Annotated in this window: 20 protein-coding genes; 5 read left to right on the forward strand and 15 right to left on the reverse strand. The window is 66.8% G+C overall.

Annotation, left to right across the window (positions count from 1 at the left end; all coding sequences use genetic code 11):
- The 4 genes from VGI62_RS19805 to VGI62_RS19820 all read right to left on the reverse strand — a co-directional run.
- Nucleotides 1-595: hypothetical protein (locus VGI62_RS19805; protein WP_331506291.1), on the reverse strand; the 595-nt coding region annotated here is incomplete at its 3' end.
- A 206-nt stretch (nucleotides 596-801) separates the two neighbouring features.
- Complete coding sequence (locus VGI62_RS19810; RefSeq protein WP_331506292.1) at nucleotides 802-1260, reverse strand: cupin domain-containing protein; 459 nt, start codon at nucleotides 1258-1260, stop codon at nucleotides 802-804.
- Nucleotides 1261-1482: 222 nt separating this feature from the next.
- Nucleotides 1483-2478, reverse strand: coding sequence for an LLM class flavin-dependent oxidoreductase (locus VGI62_RS19815; RefSeq protein ID WP_331506293.1), 996 nt, complete (start codon nucleotides 2476-2478; stop codon nucleotides 1483-1485).
- 397 nt (nucleotides 2479-2875) lie between these two features.
- Nucleotides 2876-4249: a hypothetical protein gene (locus tag VGI62_RS19820; RefSeq protein WP_331506294.1), complete on the reverse strand. Its 1374-nt coding sequence runs from the start codon at nucleotides 4247-4249 to the stop codon at nucleotides 2876-2878.
- A 113-nt stretch (nucleotides 4250-4362) separates the two neighbouring features.
- Here VGI62_RS19820 and VGI62_RS19825 point away from each other — a divergent pair, with 113 nt between their 5' ends.
- Nucleotides 4363-5211, forward strand: coding sequence for a GNAT family N-acetyltransferase (locus VGI62_RS19825; protein WP_331506295.1), 849 nt, complete (start codon nucleotides 4363-4365; stop codon nucleotides 5209-5211).
- A 1-nt stretch (nucleotide 5212) separates the two neighbouring features.
- The gene (locus VGI62_RS19830; RefSeq protein WP_331506296.1) at nucleotides 5213-5971 is read left to right on the forward strand and encodes a PIG-L family deacetylase; all 759 of its coding nucleotides are present in this window, start codon (nucleotides 5213-5215) and stop codon (nucleotides 5969-5971) included.
- Here the strand turns inward: VGI62_RS19830 and VGI62_RS19835 are convergent.
- Both VGI62_RS19835 and VGI62_RS19840 read right to left on the reverse strand, forming a co-directional pair.
- The gene (locus VGI62_RS19835) at nucleotides 5949-6311 is read right to left on the reverse strand and encodes a hypothetical protein (RefSeq protein ID WP_331506297.1); all 363 of its coding nucleotides are present in this window, start codon (nucleotides 6309-6311) and stop codon (nucleotides 5949-5951) included. The two genes, VGI62_RS19830 and VGI62_RS19835, sit on opposite strands and share 23 nt — an antisense overlap.
- Nucleotides 6308-7381, reverse strand: a complete 1074-nt coding sequence (locus VGI62_RS19840; protein WP_331506298.1) for a glycosyltransferase family 2 protein — start codon at nucleotides 7379-7381, stop codon at nucleotides 6308-6310. Before VGI62_RS19840 ends, VGI62_RS19835 begins: the two co-directional genes overlap by 4 nt.
- Nucleotides 7382-7800: 419 nt before the next feature.
- On the opposite strand from VGI62_RS19840, the gene VGI62_RS19845 reads away from it, so the two are divergent.
- A complete protein-coding gene (locus VGI62_RS19845) occupies nucleotides 7801-10029 on the forward strand; it encodes a hypothetical protein (RefSeq protein ID WP_331506299.1) in 2229 nt (742 codons plus the stop codon).
- Entirely contained in the window at nucleotides 10026-11249 is a 1224-nt protein-coding gene (locus VGI62_RS19850) for a glycosyltransferase family 4 protein (protein WP_331506300.1), read from the forward strand. Before VGI62_RS19845 ends, VGI62_RS19850 begins: the two co-directional genes overlap by 4 nt.
- On the opposite strand, the gene VGI62_RS19855 is transcribed toward VGI62_RS19850, so the two are convergent.
- From VGI62_RS19855 to VGI62_RS19875, 5 genes are all read right to left on the reverse strand, one after another.
- Nucleotides 11246-12439: an MFS transporter gene (locus VGI62_RS19855; RefSeq protein WP_331506301.1), complete on the reverse strand. Its 1194-nt coding sequence runs from the start codon at nucleotides 12437-12439 to the stop codon at nucleotides 11246-11248. The two genes, VGI62_RS19850 and VGI62_RS19855, sit on opposite strands and share 4 nt — an antisense overlap.
- Before the next feature lie 7 nt (nucleotides 12440-12446).
- Nucleotides 12447-12644, reverse strand: coding sequence for a hypothetical protein (locus tag VGI62_RS19860; protein ID WP_331506302.1), 198 nt, complete (start codon nucleotides 12642-12644; stop codon nucleotides 12447-12449).
- Nucleotides 12645-12682: 38 nt separating this feature from the next.
- Entirely contained in the window at nucleotides 12683-13207 is a 525-nt protein-coding gene (locus tag VGI62_RS19865) for a hypothetical protein (protein ID WP_331506303.1), read from the reverse strand.
- A gap of 4 nt (nucleotides 13208-13211) precedes the next feature.
- Nucleotides 13212-13631: a glycine zipper 2TM domain-containing protein gene (locus VGI62_RS19870; protein WP_331506304.1), complete on the reverse strand. Its 420-nt coding sequence runs from the start codon at nucleotides 13629-13631 to the stop codon at nucleotides 13212-13214.
- A gap of 254 nt (nucleotides 13632-13885) precedes the next feature.
- The gene (locus VGI62_RS19875) at nucleotides 13886-15358 is read right to left on the reverse strand and encodes an amidase family protein (RefSeq protein WP_331506305.1); all 1473 of its coding nucleotides are present in this window, start codon (nucleotides 15356-15358) and stop codon (nucleotides 13886-13888) included.
- Nucleotides 15359-15878: 520 nt separating this feature from the next.
- Between VGI62_RS19875 and VGI62_RS19880 the strand changes: the two genes are divergently transcribed.
- Entirely contained in the window at nucleotides 15879-16676 is a 798-nt protein-coding gene (locus VGI62_RS19880) for a hypothetical protein (protein ID WP_331506306.1), read from the forward strand.
- Between the two features lie 58 nt (nucleotides 16677-16734).
- Here VGI62_RS19880 and VGI62_RS19885 read toward each other — a convergent pair whose 3' ends face one another.
- The 4 genes from VGI62_RS19885 to VGI62_RS19900 all read right to left on the reverse strand — a co-directional run.
- Complete coding sequence (locus VGI62_RS19885; protein ID WP_331506307.1) at nucleotides 16735-17394, reverse strand: ABC transporter ATP-binding protein; 660 nt, start codon at nucleotides 17392-17394, stop codon at nucleotides 16735-16737.
- Nucleotides 17391-18383: an HlyD family secretion protein gene (locus tag VGI62_RS19890; RefSeq protein WP_331506308.1), complete on the reverse strand. Its 993-nt coding sequence runs from the start codon at nucleotides 18381-18383 to the stop codon at nucleotides 17391-17393. The genes VGI62_RS19885 and VGI62_RS19890 overlap by 4 nt, the downstream gene beginning before the upstream one ends.
- Nucleotides 18383-19699: a hypothetical protein gene (locus tag VGI62_RS19895; protein ID WP_331506309.1), complete on the reverse strand. Its 1317-nt coding sequence runs from the start codon at nucleotides 19697-19699 to the stop codon at nucleotides 18383-18385. Before VGI62_RS19895 ends, VGI62_RS19890 begins: the two co-directional genes overlap by 1 nt.
- A 193-nt stretch (nucleotides 19700-19892) precedes the next feature.
- The coding region (locus VGI62_RS19900) for an HWE histidine kinase domain-containing protein (protein WP_331506310.1) at nucleotides 19893-20133 on the reverse strand (241 nt) is incomplete at its 5' end.

Below are 20133 nucleotides of genomic sequence, written 5' to 3' on the forward strand. Positions count from 1 at the left end.
GCGGCTCAATCTTCAGGCTCGAAGCAAAGTCCAGGATTCGATGGGCATTGCTGATCTGATAGGCCCGCATGATCTCAGTTCCGTTGAGCTCTTCGCGAAGTCGACCAATCTGCTCGGGCGTCGGATGGTCGAGCAACGCAATCGAGGAAGAGCGCAGGGCCGCATCCCGCCGCCGGTTTTCGTTATCGTTGTAGAGGCGGACGCCCGTGTAATAGCCGGCAAGACCCAGCTGTTCCTGCATCGGCATGTTGGCGACGCCCTTGCTGTGCGCCGTATCCCAGACCGTCGAACTCATCGGCAACATCATGGCGCGCGCGCCCGACCCTGGCTTTGGGCCCCCGTCAAGCCACGCGAGGACTTTCGCCTTCACGGCGCCGCCGCAGGTGTTCTCCGCGATCATGACCTTGGCGTACATCGCGTTGCTGGCGATCTCGCCGTGGATCGCTTCGCGCGTTTCGACGACTTCGCGCTGGTTCCTGGCGGCTTCGACGACCTGTTCACCGCCTAGCGCTGTAAGCACGCCGACGACGATGATCAGGTACTCCTTCAAGAACTCGCGGAAGGAGTGCCACGGCTTAGGTTTGTGGATGTCCATGCCGCCCCCCAGCGGATACTCCGCGTGACGGTAGGCAATATCCCCGAAGGTCCGCAATGGGGTCGCGAGCGGTCCTTGCCTTCAGGGCGCGAACACGACCTTGGCGGACGGTGCCCGGGTGGACCTTCGCAAGGTCGGTTGGGGGTGGGTGGAAAGGCGACGACCATGACGGCCTCGGGCCAAGCGTGCGCCAGGCGCAGCCGATCTCAGGGCGATATCCGATCCCCCTTCTCATCCCGCATCAAGGGACCGTCGAAAACGAGGCTATCGTCGGGGTAGTGGATCATTTCCGCACCGCGATGACGCGTGCCGATCACAAGCAAACGCGCGCGTGCCGCCGAGCGGTTGCAGAGGTGGTGGGCGTTCGGCTCACCTGCTGGAAAGGCGGCGTACATGCCCGAAGTCAGCGCGTGCTCGCCGTTGTCGTCGAGAAGCAAGACCTCACCCTGAAGCACGAAGACGAACTCATCCTCCTGCTCGTGCCAGTGGCGCAGCGCCGAATAGGACCCTGGCTCCAATGTGAGGTGATTGACGCCGAACTGCGTCACATCGAGGGCCCGTGCCAACCTCTGTTCGCTTCTACCTTCGAACCACTCGGGATGGTGGGATGGCGTGAACGGCGGCGGCGATGGCGCTCCGATCCGTCCTGTACGCGTCTCCGACATGTTCGCCTCCGATGTCCGTCGTATCGATCAAGGGCGGAACAGCTAAGGTCTGCAAGGGGTCGCGAACTGCCCCGCCGCCCCGGTCAGATTCCAGACATTCCCCGATGGCCAGGGAGCCGTCCAGCATCCGGACGTTCCCAGGGGCTGCAATGAGCGGCTGTTGAATGGGATGTTCAAGCCTCACCGCGGCATAGCGGCCGCCGCCATCAGGGCTATGCCCGCTTAGGCAGCCCTGGCCAAAGCGTCCCGTGCTGCTCGGGCGATCTCCAGGGAGCGGATGCGTTTGGCCTGGTCGAAAATCTGAGCCGTCAGAATGATCTCATCGGGTCGATGCTCGGCCACGAACCGTTCGAGGCCGGCGCGGACCGTGTCGGGGCCACCGACCACCGCCTTGGAGAGCGGGGAGCCAGCCGCGACGGTAGCGGCGAGATGGCCATTCACGTCATCGATCGGCGGCGGCAGAGGTCCGGGCTGGCCGCGGTGAAGATTCACGAATGCTTGCTGCAGCGAGGTGAACAGGAACCGCGCCTCCGCGTCGGTCTCGCCCGCCACAAGGTTGAGCCCAAGCATCAGATGGGGCCGCTCACCATGACGCGAAGGCGCGAACTGCTGGCGGTAGATCTGGGCGGCCGGGTCCATCATCGCCGGCGCGAAGTGGGAGGCGAAGGCGAACGGCAGGCCCAGCGCCGCGGCGAGCCGGGCGCCGTAGAGACTGGAGCCGAGAATCCACACCGGTACTTTGGACCCGTAGCCGGGCACCGCTCGGATCGCCTGGTTGGGCTGGGGGTCGTCGAGGAAGGCCATGAGCTCGAGCACATCCTGCGGGAATTGGTCGACATCGCCTGCAAGGGTGCGGCGCAAAGCCCGGGCGGTGAGCTGGTCCGTGCCTGGCGCGCGGCCTACACCTAGGTCGATGCGGCCCGGATGGAGCGCGTCCAGGGTGCCGAACTGTTCGGCGATGACCAGCGGAGCGTGGTTGGGCAGCATGACGCCGCCGGCGCCCAGGCGGATGGTCGAGGTGCCCTCGCCGATAAACGCAAGGGCCACGGCGGTCGCCGCGCTCGCGATGCCGGTCATGTTGTGGTGCTCGGCCAGCCAATAGCGCTGGAAGCCCAACCGCTCCGCCGCGCCGGCCAGGTCGCGGCTGGCGCGGAGCGATTGGCCGGGACTGCCGCCCTGCACGATGGGCGAAAGGTCGAGAACGGAAAGCGGAATCATGGAGCCAATATAGGAGACGGGCCGCCGAACCGCGCCCGGTTCCGCCTGGGCCGGAGGAGTAACCGAACGAGCCGACGATGCGGTAGAAGCGGAAGCTGGCCCGCGTCCGCGAGGCAGACACCCCGGTGCGCCTTTTAGCGCCAAGCCAACGCGAACTCCGGCTTATCGGGCGCCGCTTGGTGCGGTGTTGCCCCTCGCCGCCAGAACGATCCGGACCGGATCACCTGCCTATGTCGAGAGCACAGTCTCGCGCGACCCGAGGCGCATCTTGACCGGCGCGCGCCTCGCGCCCTGCACGTCGATGCGCCGGCCCATGCGTGGCGACGGAAAGGCACGAATAGGGCGCGCGCTTGCTGAGTTGCGCCACGTGGCCATCGGCCAAAGGCGCGAGTCCCATCTACGCGGACTTGAGCCAGGGCGAGGGCGGATCGACCGCCACGTAGATTAGCCCGGCGATCGCAGCAAGGTCGGTAAAGTACAGGTAGCGATAGTCGCAAGCGATCGAGATGATGAAAAAGCTCGCTGCGAAGGCCACGCCGGCGAGTTGGAGGGCCGCGATCGCCACGTCTTGCGGCTGCCTGCGCCAGAACAACAGCGCGGCCACCACCAGCGAGATCGCCGCATAGAACCCATGCTCGTAGATCGGGGTCCCCAGGAACCAGGTGGCGTAGTTGTTCAGCCGGGCGTCTGAGTCCTCGAATCGGTGCTCGAGCTTCAGCGGCGCCATCTTCTCGGTCGGCGCGTCGACGCCGACATAGATCGGCAGGCACCAGTCGATTACCGGCGGGGCGAAGACCCAGCGGAAGTCCTCCCAGCGCAGGCGCAGATAGAGGCCAGGATGCTTCACGATGAGGTCGGCCCACTGCTTATTGGCGGCGCTGTCCGGAATACGCCACAGCGCGTCGGTCATGACCTCGTCGCGGTCGATGAAGTCGACCCGGCGCCCGGAGTAGTCCAGCCTCGCCCGCTGGCGCATCAAGGCCGCTTCCGCTGGACTGGTGGCGACGATGGCGTCGAGGCGGTAGCTGGGATCCAGCGCCGCGGCGCCCATCAGGTCGTAGTTCTGGACGATGCGCAGACCGACACTGACCCCATGCTGAGGCGGCGACATCGGCGGGATCGAGAAAAAGGTAAGCGTCTGGCCGAGCACGGCCACCGCCAGCAGACCGCCTAAGGCCCAAGCCGCGCTGCGCAACCACCGACCTTGGCCGGCCACCCAGCCCAGGGCGAGGGCTGCGAAGCCGGCGGCGATGATGCCGTTCTGTCTGACCTGGCTTCCGATCGCCAGAAACAGGGCCGCTGCGATCAGCAGCAGCCAGCGGCGGACCCTGTGTGGCCAGACCCGCGCAGCGTGGGCGATGCAGACCAGGCCAGCCACCGCGCAATTGGCGAAGGCGACATCCTTCCAGACGATGGCCTGGTAGATGAAGACTTGCGGGATCAGCATCAGCGGCGCGGTCACCGCCACGACCAGCCAGCTCGTCCGCGGGCGCAGGTCGGGCATCGAGGCAAGGCAGGTCCAGAACAGCGCCGCGCTGGCGGTCACATAGAGCGCCGTGCCCGGGACGAAGCGGTCGAAGAAGCCAAGGATCGCCGCGTAGAGCGGTGGGCCCCAGGTTTCGCGCACATGGAAGCGACCCTCGTAGAGTTGCGCCACCGAGTCATAGGACAGATGCCCCGGCAGGTTGCGGCCGAGCATCATAAGGAGGCTCACCGCCAGCACGACGCGGAACGTCCAACGTGCGCTGAGCTGCTTCGCCAAATCCTTCATCACGAGACTGCCCCCCCAGCCGGCCCGGCTCGTTTGGTACGGCGCGGCCCTGTCGATGAGAAGCGGAAAACTCCGCTGCTTGGCGCTCCCGGCCAATCGTGGTGAGTTGCCGCATGAATGCCGAGGCACTCGCAATCCGGCCAGCCGGCGCCTCCCAGGCCCAGCTTGCGGCCTATTCGGACCTGCTGAACGCCACCTTCGAGACCACGAAGTTCACGCCGGAGGCGCTGGCCTGGCGCTATCGCGACAATCCGGCGGGCCAGGTTGTCGGCGCCGATGCGTGGGACGGAGAGCGGCTCGCGGCGCACTATGCGGTCTGTCCGCTTGAGGCGAGGATCGACGGCGGGTGTGTCCGCGGACTCCTGTCGCTGAACACCGCCACCCACCCCGACTACCGGGGCCGTGGCCTTTTCACGAAACTGGCGGAAACGGCCTACGGTCTGGGCGCCGAGGCGGGCTATGGATTTGTCATCGGTGTGGCCAACGCAAACTCCACGCCGGGCTTTTTGGGGCGGCTCGCCTTCCAGGACGTCGGCCGCCTCGAAGCAGGAGTGCTGGCGCGTCTCCCGAGGGCCTTTTCCGACGCGCAGGTGCAGTACCAGGGCGCGTGGCGCCCGGAGTTGCTCGACTGGCGGCTGGCAAACCCGCAGGGCCGCTACGTCACGGCCCGGCGAGGCGGGCTCTTCGCGGTCTGGGCTGAGACGCACCTGCCGTTCGTCCGCAGCGGCGCGTTCCTGCCTGACGTCGCCGGCCGCGAGGGCGGCCGCGCGCCCTTGGCGGCGACCCTCTTTATCGGCCTCGAACCACGGCTGTCGCTCGGCCGCCAGGGGTTCCTTCCGGTGCCAGAAGCTCTGCGTCCGTCGCCGCTGAACCTGATCTGGCGGCGGCTGGGCGATAGCGCACCCTCCGAGCTGCGCCGCGGCGCCGTGGCGATCAACTTCCTTGACTTCGACCCCTATTGAAATGGCTGTCGTCTACATCCTCGCCCACTTCGACGATGAGTACTGCGGGCTGCCGCTGTTCGAGGAGGCGCGCGCTGCGGGCCAGGACCAGCTGTTCCTCTACGTCGCCGACTACCACGACGCCGGCGTTCGCCGGCGACGCCACGCCGAAACGCGCCGCTTCCTCGCGTGGCTGGGGATTGACCCCGCTCGGGCCATTCACGTGGGCGAAGGCACTGGCGCCTTCGACGGCGGACTGCACAAGGCGTTGCCGTCTGCCTGGGCGGCGCTGCAGCGGGCGCTCGAGGGCGTCGAGGTGGAGCGTATCGTCTGCCCAGCCTGGGAGGGCGGTCACATGGACCATGACATGTGCGCGCTCCTCGCCACGCAGATCGCCGCAGCCCACGGCTCTCCGCCCATCGAGATGATCAGCCTCTACAACGGCGAAGGACTGCCGGCGCCACTCTTCCATGGCGCCCGTCCGCTGGCCGGCAATGGACCGGTGCGCCCATTCGGGCTCGGCGCCCGCGACCTCGTCCGCTGGATGCTGGCGGTGCGCTTCTTCATTCTGCAGCGGGCCTGGCTCGGGCTGTGGCCGACCATGTTCTGGACCTATTGGCGACGCGGCTTCGGTGTTCAGCGGCTGGACCCGGCCCGCGTCCGCGAGCGGCCGCATGGCGGACAGTTGCTCTACGAGCGAATGTTCAGGATACCTCACCCCGAGGTCCGGGCTGCGGCCGACGCCTTCCTCTCAGACGCTAAGCCCGCTGGCCCTGCATGATCACCGCAAAGCCGGCCAGCATCAGCAGGTAGCCCGCTGCGAACCGCCAATCGAGCGGCTCCTTGAACACCAGCCAAGCCACGAGCGGCACCAGTCCGGATCCTACGATCGAGAAGGGATAGGCGAGCGACAGCGGCACGCGGGTCAGGATGTAGAACCAGATCAGTGCGGTCAGGCCATACCAAGCGAAGGCGCCGATCAACGGAAGGTTCGTGACGAGCTTCAGGAGGGGCGGTCCGGACAGGCGTTCGTTATAGACCGCGGCGAACTTGAACAGTGTCTGGCCCATCGGCAGCGCCAGGGAGAAGCCGGCGCAAAGCAGCATGTCCTTGAGGGTCACTGGCCGGGCTCCTCGGCTTCCATGCGCGCGACTGTGCGCAGGTACGGATGGATTGGCCGGCTCGGCACGTTGAGCACATCGAAATTCAGCGCCTGCATGAGGAGCTGCGCACCCAAGATCACGGGCAGCGCTGCGGCCATGACAACGCCGGCGGAGGCGGCTGCGCGGTGGGGGCTCGCCACGTAGTGGAGGGCATAGCCGACGCCGAACAGGATGAAAACGACGCCGAAAACCAGTTCCAGGCTGGCAGCATGAAAGTCGCGCACAAAGTACTGGCCCAGAATTCTTTGAAAGAAATTCCTGATGTGTTTCAAAGCAAATGGGCCAACGATGGCGCCGATCCTGAGGTTGGATACCTCATCGGCGTAACGGGCCGGCATCGGCACGTCGCGCACGACCGCGCGCAGCGTGCCCAGATGGTAGAGCAGGTCGGTCTCGAAGAAGAACCGGCGTGAGACACGCTTCTCGACAACCATTCTGGCGACCTGGCCTTCCATGGCCGTGTAGCCGTTGGTGGGGTCGAAGATGTTCCAATAGCCGGTAGAAAGCTTGGCCGCGAAACTGAGGGCTGCGTTCCCAAACACCCGCACCGGCGGCATGGTCTGAAGATGGCTGATCGAGGTGAAGCGGTTGCCCTTGGCATAGTCAGCCTCGCCCAGCAGGATCGGAGCCACCAAGTGGCCGATGTAGCCGAGGTCCATCTGGTCGTCGCCGTCAACCTTCACGAGCACCTGGGCTCCCCGCTCAATGGCTTCGCGGTAACCGGCCATCGTCGCCCCGCCGACGCCCTGATTCTGCGCAAGCCGCACCACTACGACGCGCCGATCCTTGGCGTTGGCTTCGATGAAGTCCGCCGACCCCTCCGGACACGCGTCATCAACGCAGACGATGCCCTCGATCCAAGGCGGGGTCTTGGCTATCACGTCGAGAATATGGGCCTTCACCCGATAGCACGGCACGACCAGCCAGACGCCGGAGCCTTCCAGGCTGGGCTCGAACGCGCGGACGATCTTGCGCCGTTCTTCGGTGGGCCTGCGCGCTCTCCGCGCGATCTTCTCGATTGACGTCATGCGGCTCCCGGGCGCCGAGCATCCCCGCTTACGGCAACGCTTTGCAGGCAATAGGCGTTTTCCCTTGTTGGGCCAACGCAAGCGTCCAAAACGGAACCTCTCGGCGACTGGGGCTAACACGGAAGGCGCGACAGTGGCAAAGCGCTGCGCGCTGGGGTCTCGGCTTCGGTTTCAGGCGGCGCCGGACGTTGAGGCGGGCGAACTGGCCTGCGGGGCCGCTCAGCCTGTCTTCCCAAGGTGCGTCGGTCCCGCGCGCTGGTTTCCGGGGGTTCCCGCTCAAACGCGCCCGGAAGGCGGCGCAGGCTCGTGCCGCCGAGGGTCAGGTCGCCGACCGCGATGGATGGGCGCCAGCCGCTACGTTGCGGCTCTGACCCAACCCCTGATAGACCGCCTTCCGGATACGCGCGGCAGGTATCACCTTGGACGTCATCTTCACCATCGTCTCCCGCAATTATGCGGCCCAAGCCGCCACCCTGATGGAGAGCCTGGCGATTGCCGAGCCCAGGGCGCGGCGGGTGGTGGTGGCCACCGATGGTCCGATCCCGGCCCTGAAGCGCCTCGCCGAGGTGATCGACGCCACTTCACTTGGGGCGCCCTACGCGGCCATGAGCGTCTACTACGACGCGCTCGAGCTCAACACGGCGGTGAAACCCTACGCCTTCCGCCATCTTCTGGCGCAGCCCGACGTCGCATCTGCGACCTACCTCGACCCCGACATCTATGTGTTCCGGCCCCTCGAGGCGGTGCGGCGGGGACTGGCCGAGGCGCAGCTGGTGCTGACACCGCACCTGACCCGACCGCTCCTTGGCTCGGCCATGCCAAACGACCAGGCGATCCTGCGCTCGGGGTCCTTCAACCTGGGCTTTTGCGCCGCGCGCGCGGAACCCAGGGTCGTCGAGCTGATGAGTTGGTGGGCCGATCGATGTGAGTTCGACTGCAGGGTCGATCTGAAGAACGGCCTGTTCACCGACCAGCGCTGGATGGACCTGGCGCCCGGCTTCGTGGACAGCTTGGCCGTCCTGCGCGATCCGGGCGTCAATCTCGCCTACTGGAACCTCGAGGGCCGCGTCCTGGCCCGCGCCGGCGACGGCTGGACGGTGGACGGTCAACCGCTGACCTTCTTCCACTACTCCGGGTTTGATCCGCTGCGGCCCGATGTGCTCTCCAAGCACCAGGACCGCGTGAGGGTGGTCGCCGGCTCGCCGCTCGCGGAGCTGTTGCAGGACTATTCCGTGGCGATGATGCGCAACGACCATGACGCGTGCCGAAAGATCCCCTACGCCCATCTTCGCTTCCCCTCTGGCCGGCTGGTCACCGGCTCCATGCGCCGCTGCGCCCTTCGCGCCGCGCGCGAAGGCAAGGACTTCTCGGACGGTCTGACTGGGGCCACAGAGGGTTGGTTTGACGCCCCGGATCCGGAAGCCGCGCTGCCAGGCTTGCCCGACGTGACGCGGACGATGAGCCAGGTATGGCGAGACGCCGCCTCGAGCTTCCAGCTGGACCACGACGCCGGGCGCCTCGGCTTCCACGGATTCTTCGCCGAGCACGCCGCGACACTGGGAGCCGATGCGCAGGCCGCGTCCGCCGCCCGATCCCTGCTGGCCGCCTGGAGCAATGGGACCCGTGAAGCGGACGCTTCTGTCTGGAACGAGGCCCCATGGCGCGGCCCAGCGTCCGGGGTGATGGACTGGCTTAGGGAGCCTTCGCCGGGTCCGACGCCACGTGCTGCGAAGGCCCTCCTGGCCGCGCGAGCCGACCTGCGCGCCAAGTTCACCGGCGACAATGATGGGCTGATCGCCTGGTGCCTGGGGGCCGAGGCCGCGGCCGGCCGATTTGCGCCGGATCTGCTGCCCCAGTCATTGATCGACGAACTGGCTCGCGATCCCGCCCCCCTGCTCTCGGCCGCGCGGCTCGCTGAGCCCGGCGCCAGCGACCTGAAACGCCGCCTTTCCGCGGGCTTCGGTGTCGCCGCCCGGGCCGGATGGCCGCCGGCGCTGACCGAGGCGTTGCGCGCGCCGTTCGTACAGTTCGCCAGCGATCAGCCCGCCCCCTTCGTCCAGCTGTTCGTCGATATCTGGGCTTCGCGCGTCGACCTGCAGCGTGTGTTTCCACTGCGCACGGGGTCGGAGCGCTTCAAGTTCCTGCGCTGGCTGGTGGGAGGAGGACTCGCCGAATATGGCGTGGAGTTCAGCGCTCTGCCGGCCTCGGTTCGCTTGCACCCCCAGATCCAGATGGCTCGGCTTACGGTCCGTCATCGCCAGCCGCCTGCAAGGCGCCCACCGCAACGACGCGTGGCCGAGCTCTGGGTTGTCGAAAGCGCGTCGCCGGCCACGGAGCCAGCCGCCGATCGGCTGGTATATGAGGCCGTCGCGGGCCGTTTCGTCGGCCCCTCCGGGCCCGCTGCTGCGCCCGCCCGAGCCGACCTCGTGCGCTTCCTGACCCATCCTGACCTGGCGCCGGCCGACGCGATCGCGCTGCATAGCCATGGCGTCCGCTGGAGCCGCGCCGTTGGCGTCTGGGACGCCGCCACCGCCGCCACGCTCACGACGGACAGCGTGGGTCTGGGCTTCGTTGACGAGGTCTGGACGCCGGAATCGAAAACCGACCTCTTCCGGCCCGTGAAGACCGCCGTGACGGTGGCTGCATGAGTCCGATCGGCGCCGCGCGCAAGATCTGGCGACAGGCGATGCCGCCACCTTTGCGCCGGATGGCCGCCCCGACCCTGAACAAGGCGATGGCCTACTATGTCCGGGCCAACGCGCGCGCGCCGCACGGGGCCGACACGGCTCGTGGGCCGATCAAGATTGTCGGCTACTTTGCGGGATCCCACGGAATCGCCGCGTCCGCTCGGCTTGCCGCGCGCGCTTTCGAGGCCCTGGGAGTGCCCGTCGAGCGGATCGATGTCACCGATGCTAAGCTCGACTGGAGCGGGCGCCTCACCGAACCGGTTTCGGCCGGCGCCTGGATCTTCCATCTCAATCCGCCCGAGCTTTTGGCCGCGATGGCTTGCCTAGGGCCACGCCAGCTCGTCGGTCCGCGTTATGGCTACTGGGCCTGGGAGTTGCCTCGCGCACCACGTAGCTGGCTAAAGGATGGGTCCTTGGTCGACGAAGTCTGGGCGCCCAGCCGATACACCGCCAACGCTCTGGCCGGCGCCGCGGCGCCGGTGCGCATCGTGCCGCATCCGTTGTTCATCGAAGACTACGCGAACGTCGCCGCAGCGTCGCGACGGGCGGCCTTCCAAGGCCTCGGCGTCTTTGACTTCAAGTCCTCTTCGGCGCGCAAGAACCCCGACGGCGCAATTGCCGCCTGGCGGATGGCGTTTGGCGACGATCCTGAGTGCGAACTTACGTTGAAGACCCAGAATGGAGAGGCATTCCCTGAGGTGTTGGCGGCATTGAGGGCCTCGGCGCCCGCCAATGTCCGCATAGTCGACGGCGTGTGGCCCTACGCTGATATCCAGAGCCTTATCGCGGGCGCCGACGTGCTGGTCTCGCTGCATCGCGCCGAGGGGTTCGGCTTGACGCCTGCCGAGGCCATGGCGCTGGGAACGCCTGTCCTATCCACCGCCTATTCCGGCGTCCTCGACTTCATGGACGAGAACTGCGCGCTGCTGGTCCCCTACCAGTCCACTCCGGTCGCCGATCCGCAGGACATCTACAACAGGTACAACGGACAGGCTTGGGCTGAGCCGGACGTCGCCGCCGCCGCCGCCGCGCTTACACGTCTGCGGAACAGTTCCGAGCTTGGTCGGCTGCTGGGCGAAGCTGGGCGCGCCCGGGTCGCCAGGCAGCTTTCGCCACAGGCGTGGTTCGAAACCCTACCCGAACGGGTGCAGGCCGCCGCTCTCGCGGCGAAATCGGCCTAAGGATCCAGTTCCTCCGGCGGCCGGACCTTCTGAAAACGCCACAGCAACAGTAGGTCATAAAGCGTTTTCAGCGACCCGCCGATCACGAGCGGCCAGGCGAACGGGCTGAGCGTAAAGATCAGGCCCGCCAGCGCCGGACTGAACGCCTGGGCGAGGCTTCGAGGCACATTGGTGACACCTGCCGCTGCGGCTCGCTCGGCCGGCGTGACGATGGCCATGACGTATGAGGTGCGCGCCGGCACGTCCATGTTGGAGAGCAGGGCGCGGATGACAAGCAGGGCGAAGGCGACCTCCGCGCTCGGCGAGAAGGCCACCGCGATCACGCACAGGTTCGCGGGAATGTGAGTGAGGACCATGGTGTTGATCAGGCCGATCCGCCGGGCCAGCACAGGCGCAGCGAGTTGCGATACCGCCGAGAGCGCGCCGGTCCAGAAGAAGAAGGCGCCGGCCACGGCCAGCGACAGGCCAAAGCGATGAAACAACCACAGCGCAAACAGCGACTGCACCATGAAGCCGCTGCCAAAGGAATCCAGGCTAAAGAGCGCAGCCAGCCCAAACACGTTGCGCCGGGATGGCCCAAGCGGCGTTCGCGGCGTATCGGCGCCCACCGGCTCGTCCGGCAGGCGGCGATAAAGGCCTGCTGAGACCAGGCCGAGCAGGCCGTACATCACGAAGGCGGCCTCGATCAGCGTGAGCAGTGGCAGGCCGGTCCCCGAACGCAGGGGGCCAAGCATGCCCACGCTGAGCGCGCCCAGGGCGGTCATCAGCGTCCCGGTAAGGCTGTATCGCGCGAAGAGCTGGGTGCGATTCGACGGCGGCCCGGCATGCGCAAGCAGCGACTGCTCCAGCGGCAGGAACGGACTTACGTCCCCGCCCGACGGATTGAGCGTGCCCGCGAAACCGACGACAACCAGCGGCCAGAAGGCGTGGGCCTGGGAAAAAGCGAGCCCGGTCGCGCCCATGAGTCCGCAGGCTGCAAACAGCAGTCGTTTAGCGGGAAATCGATGCCCGACGAGGCCTACGGCCAGCGTCAGCGCCGCCGAGCCCAGGAGGGTCGCGGTGGTCAGCACGCCGACCCGGAAGGCGCTGTATCCCAGGCCGGAGAGGTAGACCGGCAGCAGAAGTGCGGTGAAGCCGTCCCCGAAACCCCGCACCCCTCGGGCCGCAATGAGCGTGACGGCGCTGCGCAATCCGTCCTCAGGGCCTGCGCGTTGTGATGTCGGTGAGCGGGCCGCCCTCGCGGACGGTCTTGTTGCGGTAGATCACCGCCCCAATCCGGTTCGGCCGCTGGGCGATCGCGTCGCAGAACTGCGGCCATACCTCGGACGGCACCCACAGGCAGGGCGCCCGCGGGTCCTCGTCGATCGCCACATCCACCAGATCGCGAACGTCCATCGGGCGAGCCTACCTCGCCCCACGCCTTGCCGCGAGGCTCAGGTCGTGAGGCCGGTCGGGACGCCGTTCGAGATCGGCGGCGGCGCGCATTTCCCAGCGCGGGCCTGCACCACGTAGAAGAGGGCGCGGCTCTGGGCGAAGATGAAATGCTCGGCGATGGGGGTCGTCGGCTGACCACTCAGTAGGCTGGGCGCCTCGATAGGGCGTCGGCCGCGGCCGATGGCGATCGCCTGTTGGTTCCAGCGCGCAAGGGGGGATCCGCATGCTGCAACGCTCGCCGTCGCCACTTGGCTCGCGTCGTCCGGGGATATGGCGAGCGCGTAGCCCCAGCGGTGCAGGCAGTCCTCAAGTGCAGCCGCGGGGTCCGCTGTGATCGGCAGCGGATTGACCGGCAGCGCGTTGATCGGCGCCTGCGGTTGATTGCCTGTCTGGGCGACGGCGGCGAAGGGCGCGCACAGGCGCCTGTCGCCGCTGGACATGCCGGCGCGTTCAGCGTTGCTGCAGGCCGTGAGGTCGAAGGCGGCGACCACCAAGACAAGTGAAACAAACCTGACCCCTGCCATGCTGCTAGCCGCAGACCTGGATCGGCAAATAAACCAGGCGCCCGGGGGCGTCATAGAAGGGTCGGCTCTCATAGTGGCAGGCGCCCGGCGCCCCCTCGTAGCGCGCGCCGCTCGGGTAGCCATAGGCCGGTGCGCGCGTTCGCGCGTGGTAATAGGCGTGCGGGTGATAACAATTGGTCCTGGCGAGGTTGTTGCCCACCACCGCGCCGAGGCCGGCGCCGATCAAGGTCCCGCCCGCGCGTCCGCCCCCGTGGGTGACGGCGTTGCCCAACAATCCGCCGCCGACCGCGCCAAGCACTGTCCCCGCCACCCGGCGGTCGTGAGCCCGCTGCTCGCAGTAGCTGTGGGCCGCCGCGGCGGACGGAAGCAATGACGGCGCCGCCATCGCAGCCGTCAGGCCGGCGATCGTCAGAAACCTGCGCATTCGTGTCTCCTTGGTCAGGCGCCCGACACAGGAGGGCCCATCGGTCGAAAACGCGCACGTGGCCCGCAGGGATGCATCTGAAGGCAAGGCTCTAGGGTAAGGACGGAGCAAATGACGCGCCGGGCACGCAACGCCCCGAGAGCGACCCCGGCGGCTTGTCCAGGATCCGGCCCGGGCGCACGCTCACCGCCATGTCGGACCCCGCACCATCGCGCTGCCGCCGCCGTCGGGCCCGGACGCTTCGAAGCCTCCTCCTAAGGCCTTGGCGGTGTCCGCTTCGCGGCCGCCCCCGAAGGAATAAGAGTCGGTGGTGGTTGGAAGCCACCCGCCACAGCCTCAAGGGCAGAAGCAATCGCCAACGTGGCGGCGTCGGAGCCCGCGCTGCCTATGATTTGGACCGCGACGGGCATTCCTTCGGGCGTCTGGCCAACCGGGATCACCGTCACAGGCAAGTCACAGAGAATGGCCAGAGCAATCCAATCGACCTGTTCAAGATAGCGGATATGACCGCCGTCCGACATCGACAGCCGCCGGGTAGCCTGAGTGCCGCCGTGGTCATGGGCAAATGCCGTGGTGGGGGTAACCGGCGCGACGATGGCGTCATATGGCGCGAACGCTAGCGCCACCTTGGCCTTCACTCTCGCCCGCTCTTCGCTGGCCGCCAGCCACTCATGGTGCCTCGCGGTGTAGCCCAGGACTCCATGCGCCCAGGACAGGGGCCCAGCGCCGCAGACCTCGGCGAGCTTCGCAGGACCGCGAAGCAGGTCGAACGCTGCTCGCGTTGTCGGCCCTAGCGCGCCACTGAGCGCGGCGAGCAGCAGGGTCATGTAGGTCGACAGCATTCTTTGAGCGGACGCCGGCGAGGCGACCGGCTCGACTGCGACGCCTTGCCCCTGCAACTCACCGGCGAAGGCTTCGATCACGGTGCGGACCTCCGGGTCGATCGGGAAGGTCGGCTCGTTGAGCCAGACGCCTATCCGCAACGAGCCCAGCGGGGGCGTCGGCGATACCGCGACATCGGCGAGGACTGTCAGCAGGAGCTGCAGATCACGGACTGAGCGCGCCATCGGACCGACGACCAGGAGATCGTAATCCGAAAGATAACCGGGCGGAGCGGCGATGCCGCGCTGAGATATGAGCCCCCAGCTCGGCCGGTGGCAGGCGATCCCGCAAAAGCCCGCCGGGATACGGAGGGAGCCACCTATGTCCGCGCCGATTTCCAGCGCAGTGAAGCCCGCGGCGACGGCGGCGGCCGACCCGCCTGACGACCCGCCCGGGGTGCGCCCGAGGTTCCACGGATTGCGCGTCACCCCGTAGAGCGCGTTGTAAGCCTGAAAGTCGCTCGAGCCCGCTGACACATTGGTGTGGCCCCAGACGAGCGCACCGGCCGCGCGGACTCGCGCTACAGCCTCGGCGTCCTTTGCTATACGGCCGAGGCGTGACCTCATGCCGACGCTGGCGGGTAATCCTTCGATATCGAAGATGTCCTTCACCGTCATCGGCAGGCCGGCGAGCACCCCCAGCGCCTCACCGCGGGCCCGAGCCGCATCGACTGCCGCCGCATCGGACATTGCGCGCTCCGCGTCGCGCGCCACAACCGCGTTGATGATGGAATCGAACTGATCAGCGCGATCGAATACGGCCTGAAGCAACTCGCTGGCGCTCACGCGGCCCGCCCTCAAGGCTGCGAGTTGCGCCGTCGCGTCGCTCTGCAGGATGTCGTCCATCGGCCCGCCCCAGCCTCAGTCGGAATAGATCATTGCATCTGGAAACGCGCGCGCATGCGCGAAATCCTCGCACATGCCATGTGAGCCTCTCCCATCCTGGCGCGTCCGTAGGTCGTAGGTCCGCAAATCCGCCACCTGGCCCAGAAGACGTTCGGCAGGTCTGCTTTCCGGCGAAGGCGTGCGCTCGGCTTCGTGTAACGGACGCTCGTCAGCGCAATCTTCGATTGATGGGGTTGCGCATGAACGGAACTGGACCTTTCCGAAAAGCGAGCATTCCACCGCGGGTGTCGGCCCTATAAGAAATTGCTTTCTCGGCCGCCGGGTTGGAGGCAAAAATCAAGCGATGTCCGCGAGGCCGCCGCGCGCCAATAAGGAGCGGCCCTCGGATTCGGGCGAATGACATGGGGGGAGCACTTCTGGCGCTGGCTCGACGTTCACCGCTTTCATGTCCCCAACGCGTCGAACGCCTGACTGACGTTGACGGCGGCCGATCGACGATCCCGCGCAGTGCGCCACGCCCATGAATGAAATCCGGCTAGCCTTGGTCAATGGCACCGGGCCGCCCGGCCCGGCCTACGACGAGGTCATGAAAAACTCCTTCTGCTATCAACTCGGGCAGAAGCTGGGGGAGAGGTGTTTCTATCAGCGCGGGCCCACGCTCTTCGGCCTCGAAGTCGCCGAAGAGGCCAAGGCCGTCTACCGCTGGCTTAAGGCCGAACACGACGCGGGTTCGGACCTGCGCCTGATGCTGGCAGGCTACAGCCGTGGCGGCTCAGCGGCGATCATGGCCTGCGAGATGTTGGAGCACGATGGAATTCAGGTCGATTCTCTCTTCCTGTTTGACGCTGTCGCCCGTCACGAATTTCCGGGGGGCTCCGTCATTCCGGCAAATGTTCGCTTCAGCCGCCACGCCCGGCGCAGTCTCGCAGCCGAGTTCGTTCAGCGCTACGAGGGCGCGCTCAAGCGACTGGGTGTGCTGGGCGCGTTCCAGAACCCCGTCCGGCCCCTGTTCGGCAACGTCGGCCTGACCTGGCGCGGGGACGGCGACCATCGCCCCGCCGCGACGTTCCTCGGATCACACGGGGCCATCGGCGGCGTCGGCTGGCGGGTTGTGGCCGAGGATAATGATTGCGAGCGCGACGTTGCGCGCTGGATGGGCGAGCATCTCAAGGCCAGGGGCCTCGACGTCGACCTCGAGCCCTTCGCGCCGGTGGCCGATGTCGCCTACACACACCCGACCCACCTGGCGGAATGGCTGCGCCACGGCGTCCTGCAGTTCGTCCATGAACATGACGAACCTCACTTGCGACGAAAGTAACCAACCCCCCGACCTGGCCACGGCGCGATCTGCTGCGCCGCATCGGCCGGGGGCCGGGCTATGCCTTTTGCAGATGCAGCACCGTGTCGGCACGGTCGATGACGCTGTGATCATGGGTCACGCAAACCACGACGGAGTCCATGTCGGAGGCGTAGGTCCGCAAGGTGCCGGCCACCGCGATCGCATTGGTCCTGTCCAGAGACGCTGTCGGCTCATCGGCAAGCAGGACGGACGGACGTGCGCAAAGCGCCTGGGCGATCGCGACCCGTTGCTTTTCGCCGCCAGACAAGGCGAACGGCCGATGTCGCTTCTTGTCGCCGATCTGGAGGGAGTCCAGCAACCTCAGCCCCTCGGCGCGCGCCTCAGGCTGACCGCGCACGCGAGCCACCATCGCGATGTGCTCTTCGGCGGTCATCATGCCGACAAGACGGCTGGTCTGGAATATCAGGCCGAGGTGGCGCCGGCGCCAGGCCGCGGCGTCGTGATGTGAAAGCTCCGTCAGCGACTCCTCACCCCAGAACAAATCGCCGCTCGTGGCCCGGACAAACAAGGAAAGTAGAGACAGGAGCGTCGTCTTCCCGGCGCCCGACGGTCCAGTCACAACGTGGAATTTTCCGGCTTCGAATTGATAGGTCAGCGGCGCGAGCGTGGCTTTGACATGCCCCGCCTCGACCATGCTGTGGCCCAGATTCTCAAGCCGGATGGGGGACTGGCTCACGGCCTCAGGCCGACCATGACCCGCAAGCCCACGAGCGTGGGAACGCTGCGCTGCCCGGCGTCGAAATCAACGAAGACCTCGCGGATATCGCGATCAAACCGATCGGTCGGATCGAGCGAGCGGGCGCTGCGGCGACCCATGAGGTCCGCCAGACCGGCAATCCTGCCGCGCCAATGTTCGGCCGCGCCTTCCACCCAGATGTCGACCGGCTGGCCCCGGCGCACCAGCTCGGCGTCGCGTTCGTTGATCTCGGCGCGCACCATCACTTTCGAAAGGTCGCCCACCACGATCAGTGGAATTCCCTGGCTGGCGCCGGAAAACTCGCCGGCTTGGCGCAGGATCTGCAGAACCGTCCCGGCGACGGGGCTGCGCAGGACACACTCCTTGGATAGGGCGCGCGCCGCCTCGGCGTCGGCCTGAGCGGCCTTCGCCGCCGACTCGGCGCTCGCCCGCTCCGTGCGTCGAGGACCCGCCTCGGCGAGGGCGAGCTTGGCGCCCGCCTCGTCGGCCTCGGCTTCGGCGACGGCCAATGCGTTTTGGCTAATCTCCAATCCCCGCTCGGCCAGGAAACCTTTTTCGCTCAGTTTTTGCGATCGCGCGAGGTTCTCGGCGGCGTCCGTGCGGCGGCTCTCTGCGGCGCCGAGCGCGGCTCGGGCGAGCGCAAGTTCCTCGGGTCGCGAACCATCGGAGACAGTCTGCGCGGCGGCGGCCATCTGCCGCGCTTGGGCGCTTCGCGATTCGGCTTGCGCCTTGCGAGGTTCGCAAGCGATCTGCATCAGGATTTGACCCGCCGCCACCTGCTCCCCGCGGGTAACCTGGACATGTTCGATCACACCGTCGACGGTCGCGACGAGGTGGCGCGCCTCCTGCTGACTATCGACTCTGCCAACAGCCGTGGCGACATAGCTCGCCTGTGGATTCGGGGGCGACGAGGTTTTGCAGGCCGCCACCGTAAACAGGGCGGCCAAGGAGAGGACAAGGGCGCGCATTAGGTTCTGAACACGACCTCCGGACCTTGTGTGGAGATGGCGCGATGCGCGGCCAGCACCGCCGCACAAAATCCGAACGCCATGGCGATCGAAGGGATCGCCATATCGGACAGCCGGAACTTGACCCAAGGCAGAAAGGGCCGTCCCAGCGCCACGGCCAACGGCGTAAGCACCAGTCCGAGCGCCAGGGTCAGGCCGCTGATTGCCGCGGCGGTCATCACCACAATCGCCAGGACCTCGCTGTTATCCGCGCCGTGGCCAAGAAGCGACAGCAGGTCCCGCTCATAGCGCTGGATAAACCGCCCGATCGCATTGACGAGCAGGACGATCATCAGCAGCCCCGCCAAGGCCGCCCCGAGCAACACGGCCGCACCGGCGCCGGTCTTGCTTTGCCAGTAGTGGGAACTAGACCGGGCGAACTCCTCACGTGAAAGTAATTCGACCTCTGGAAACGCCTTGGCCGCCTCCGCGCGCCGTGTCGTGAAGTCGACCGGCAATCCGCCGCGCAGGTCGGCGACCAGATACGCGGCATCGGTCGAAGGCCATCCCAGCACCTCGCGGGCCGTTTCCAAGCCACTGAGTATGTAAGGCGCGCCGACAAACGTCGCGAGCCGCGTCTCGACTCTCTCCAGATCGACCGTGACGTCGCCGATGGACGCCTCGGTGCGTCCGGGCTGTCCGGGGCTGAGGGAAAGCCTCTGCAGATCGGATTGATCGGCGATGAACCCGCGGTCGGACAGGCCGAGCGCGTCCACACCGATCAGCGTCACGCTCGATCGCCGGCCGATCGGCGAGCGCCAGGGGCTGAACCCCACAACGACGCGTCGAAAGCGCACGCCCGGCAGATAGCGCGCCAGAGCCCCGGCGTAGTCTTCGGGAATCGGGGTGGGAAAATCGAAACACTCTACGCCGCGTGCGACGACCCACACATCCCCGCCGATAGCGTCAGGCCCGGCTGAGCCGGCGCGAAGGAATGAGGTGAACACGGTGTACTGGAAGCTCGCTACGATCGCGGCGATCGCGCAGACCGCCACCGTGAAGGCGATAAAGCCGGGATCGCGTCGCAATACTCGAACGACAAAGAAGGCGGCGACGCCTGTGTGGCGGCGGAGCCGTTCGCTCAGGCCGGGAAGTGCGAAGCGAACGCGTTCCCACTTCCTGTGTTTTGCTGTTTTCGCCACCTCGACTGGCCTGAAGTCGTGCCGCGGTTGTCCCCAACCCGGGGGCGTTTGTGCGGATCTTATTTGTGACGGACGCTTAATTTGTTCGACTCGATCACGACTAGATCTTTTTCTATCTCGTCGCGGTTGGATCAAGCCAGACTATAGTTTGAATGCCTCTCTGCGGGATGCCGCACGAAAACGGCGCCCACGCCCCTGACGCCGATCCCCTTTTTCAGCGTCGCCCGTCCGTGAGCCGAAAATTGGCGGCGATCTCACCTGAGACGCCCAGACAACGGTCAGCATGGAAGACCGCGTTCGGACCCGTCTTGGAACATGAGGATGGTCGCTACGAGCCAGCGCGATCATCGCTGTAAGGCTTGCTCGACTCCCTTACGATCGTGCCGGGCTCAGCGCTCACCGAACTATCGCGCGTCAAGACGTCATGAGCCGCCGCGAGCGCGAAAATGCGCCCATCGATCGCGTCTCCGAGCTCCGGTGAGGCGCTATGCTCGCGCAGGGTCTGTCGCACGAGAGCTTGCACCGTCACCAAGGTGTTTTTGACGCGCAGATTGAGCTCGTTGATCAGG

Source organism: Phenylobacterium sp. (genome assembly GCF_036495085.1).
Lineage (GTDB): Bacteria > Pseudomonadota > Alphaproteobacteria > Caulobacterales > Caulobacteraceae > Phenylobacterium.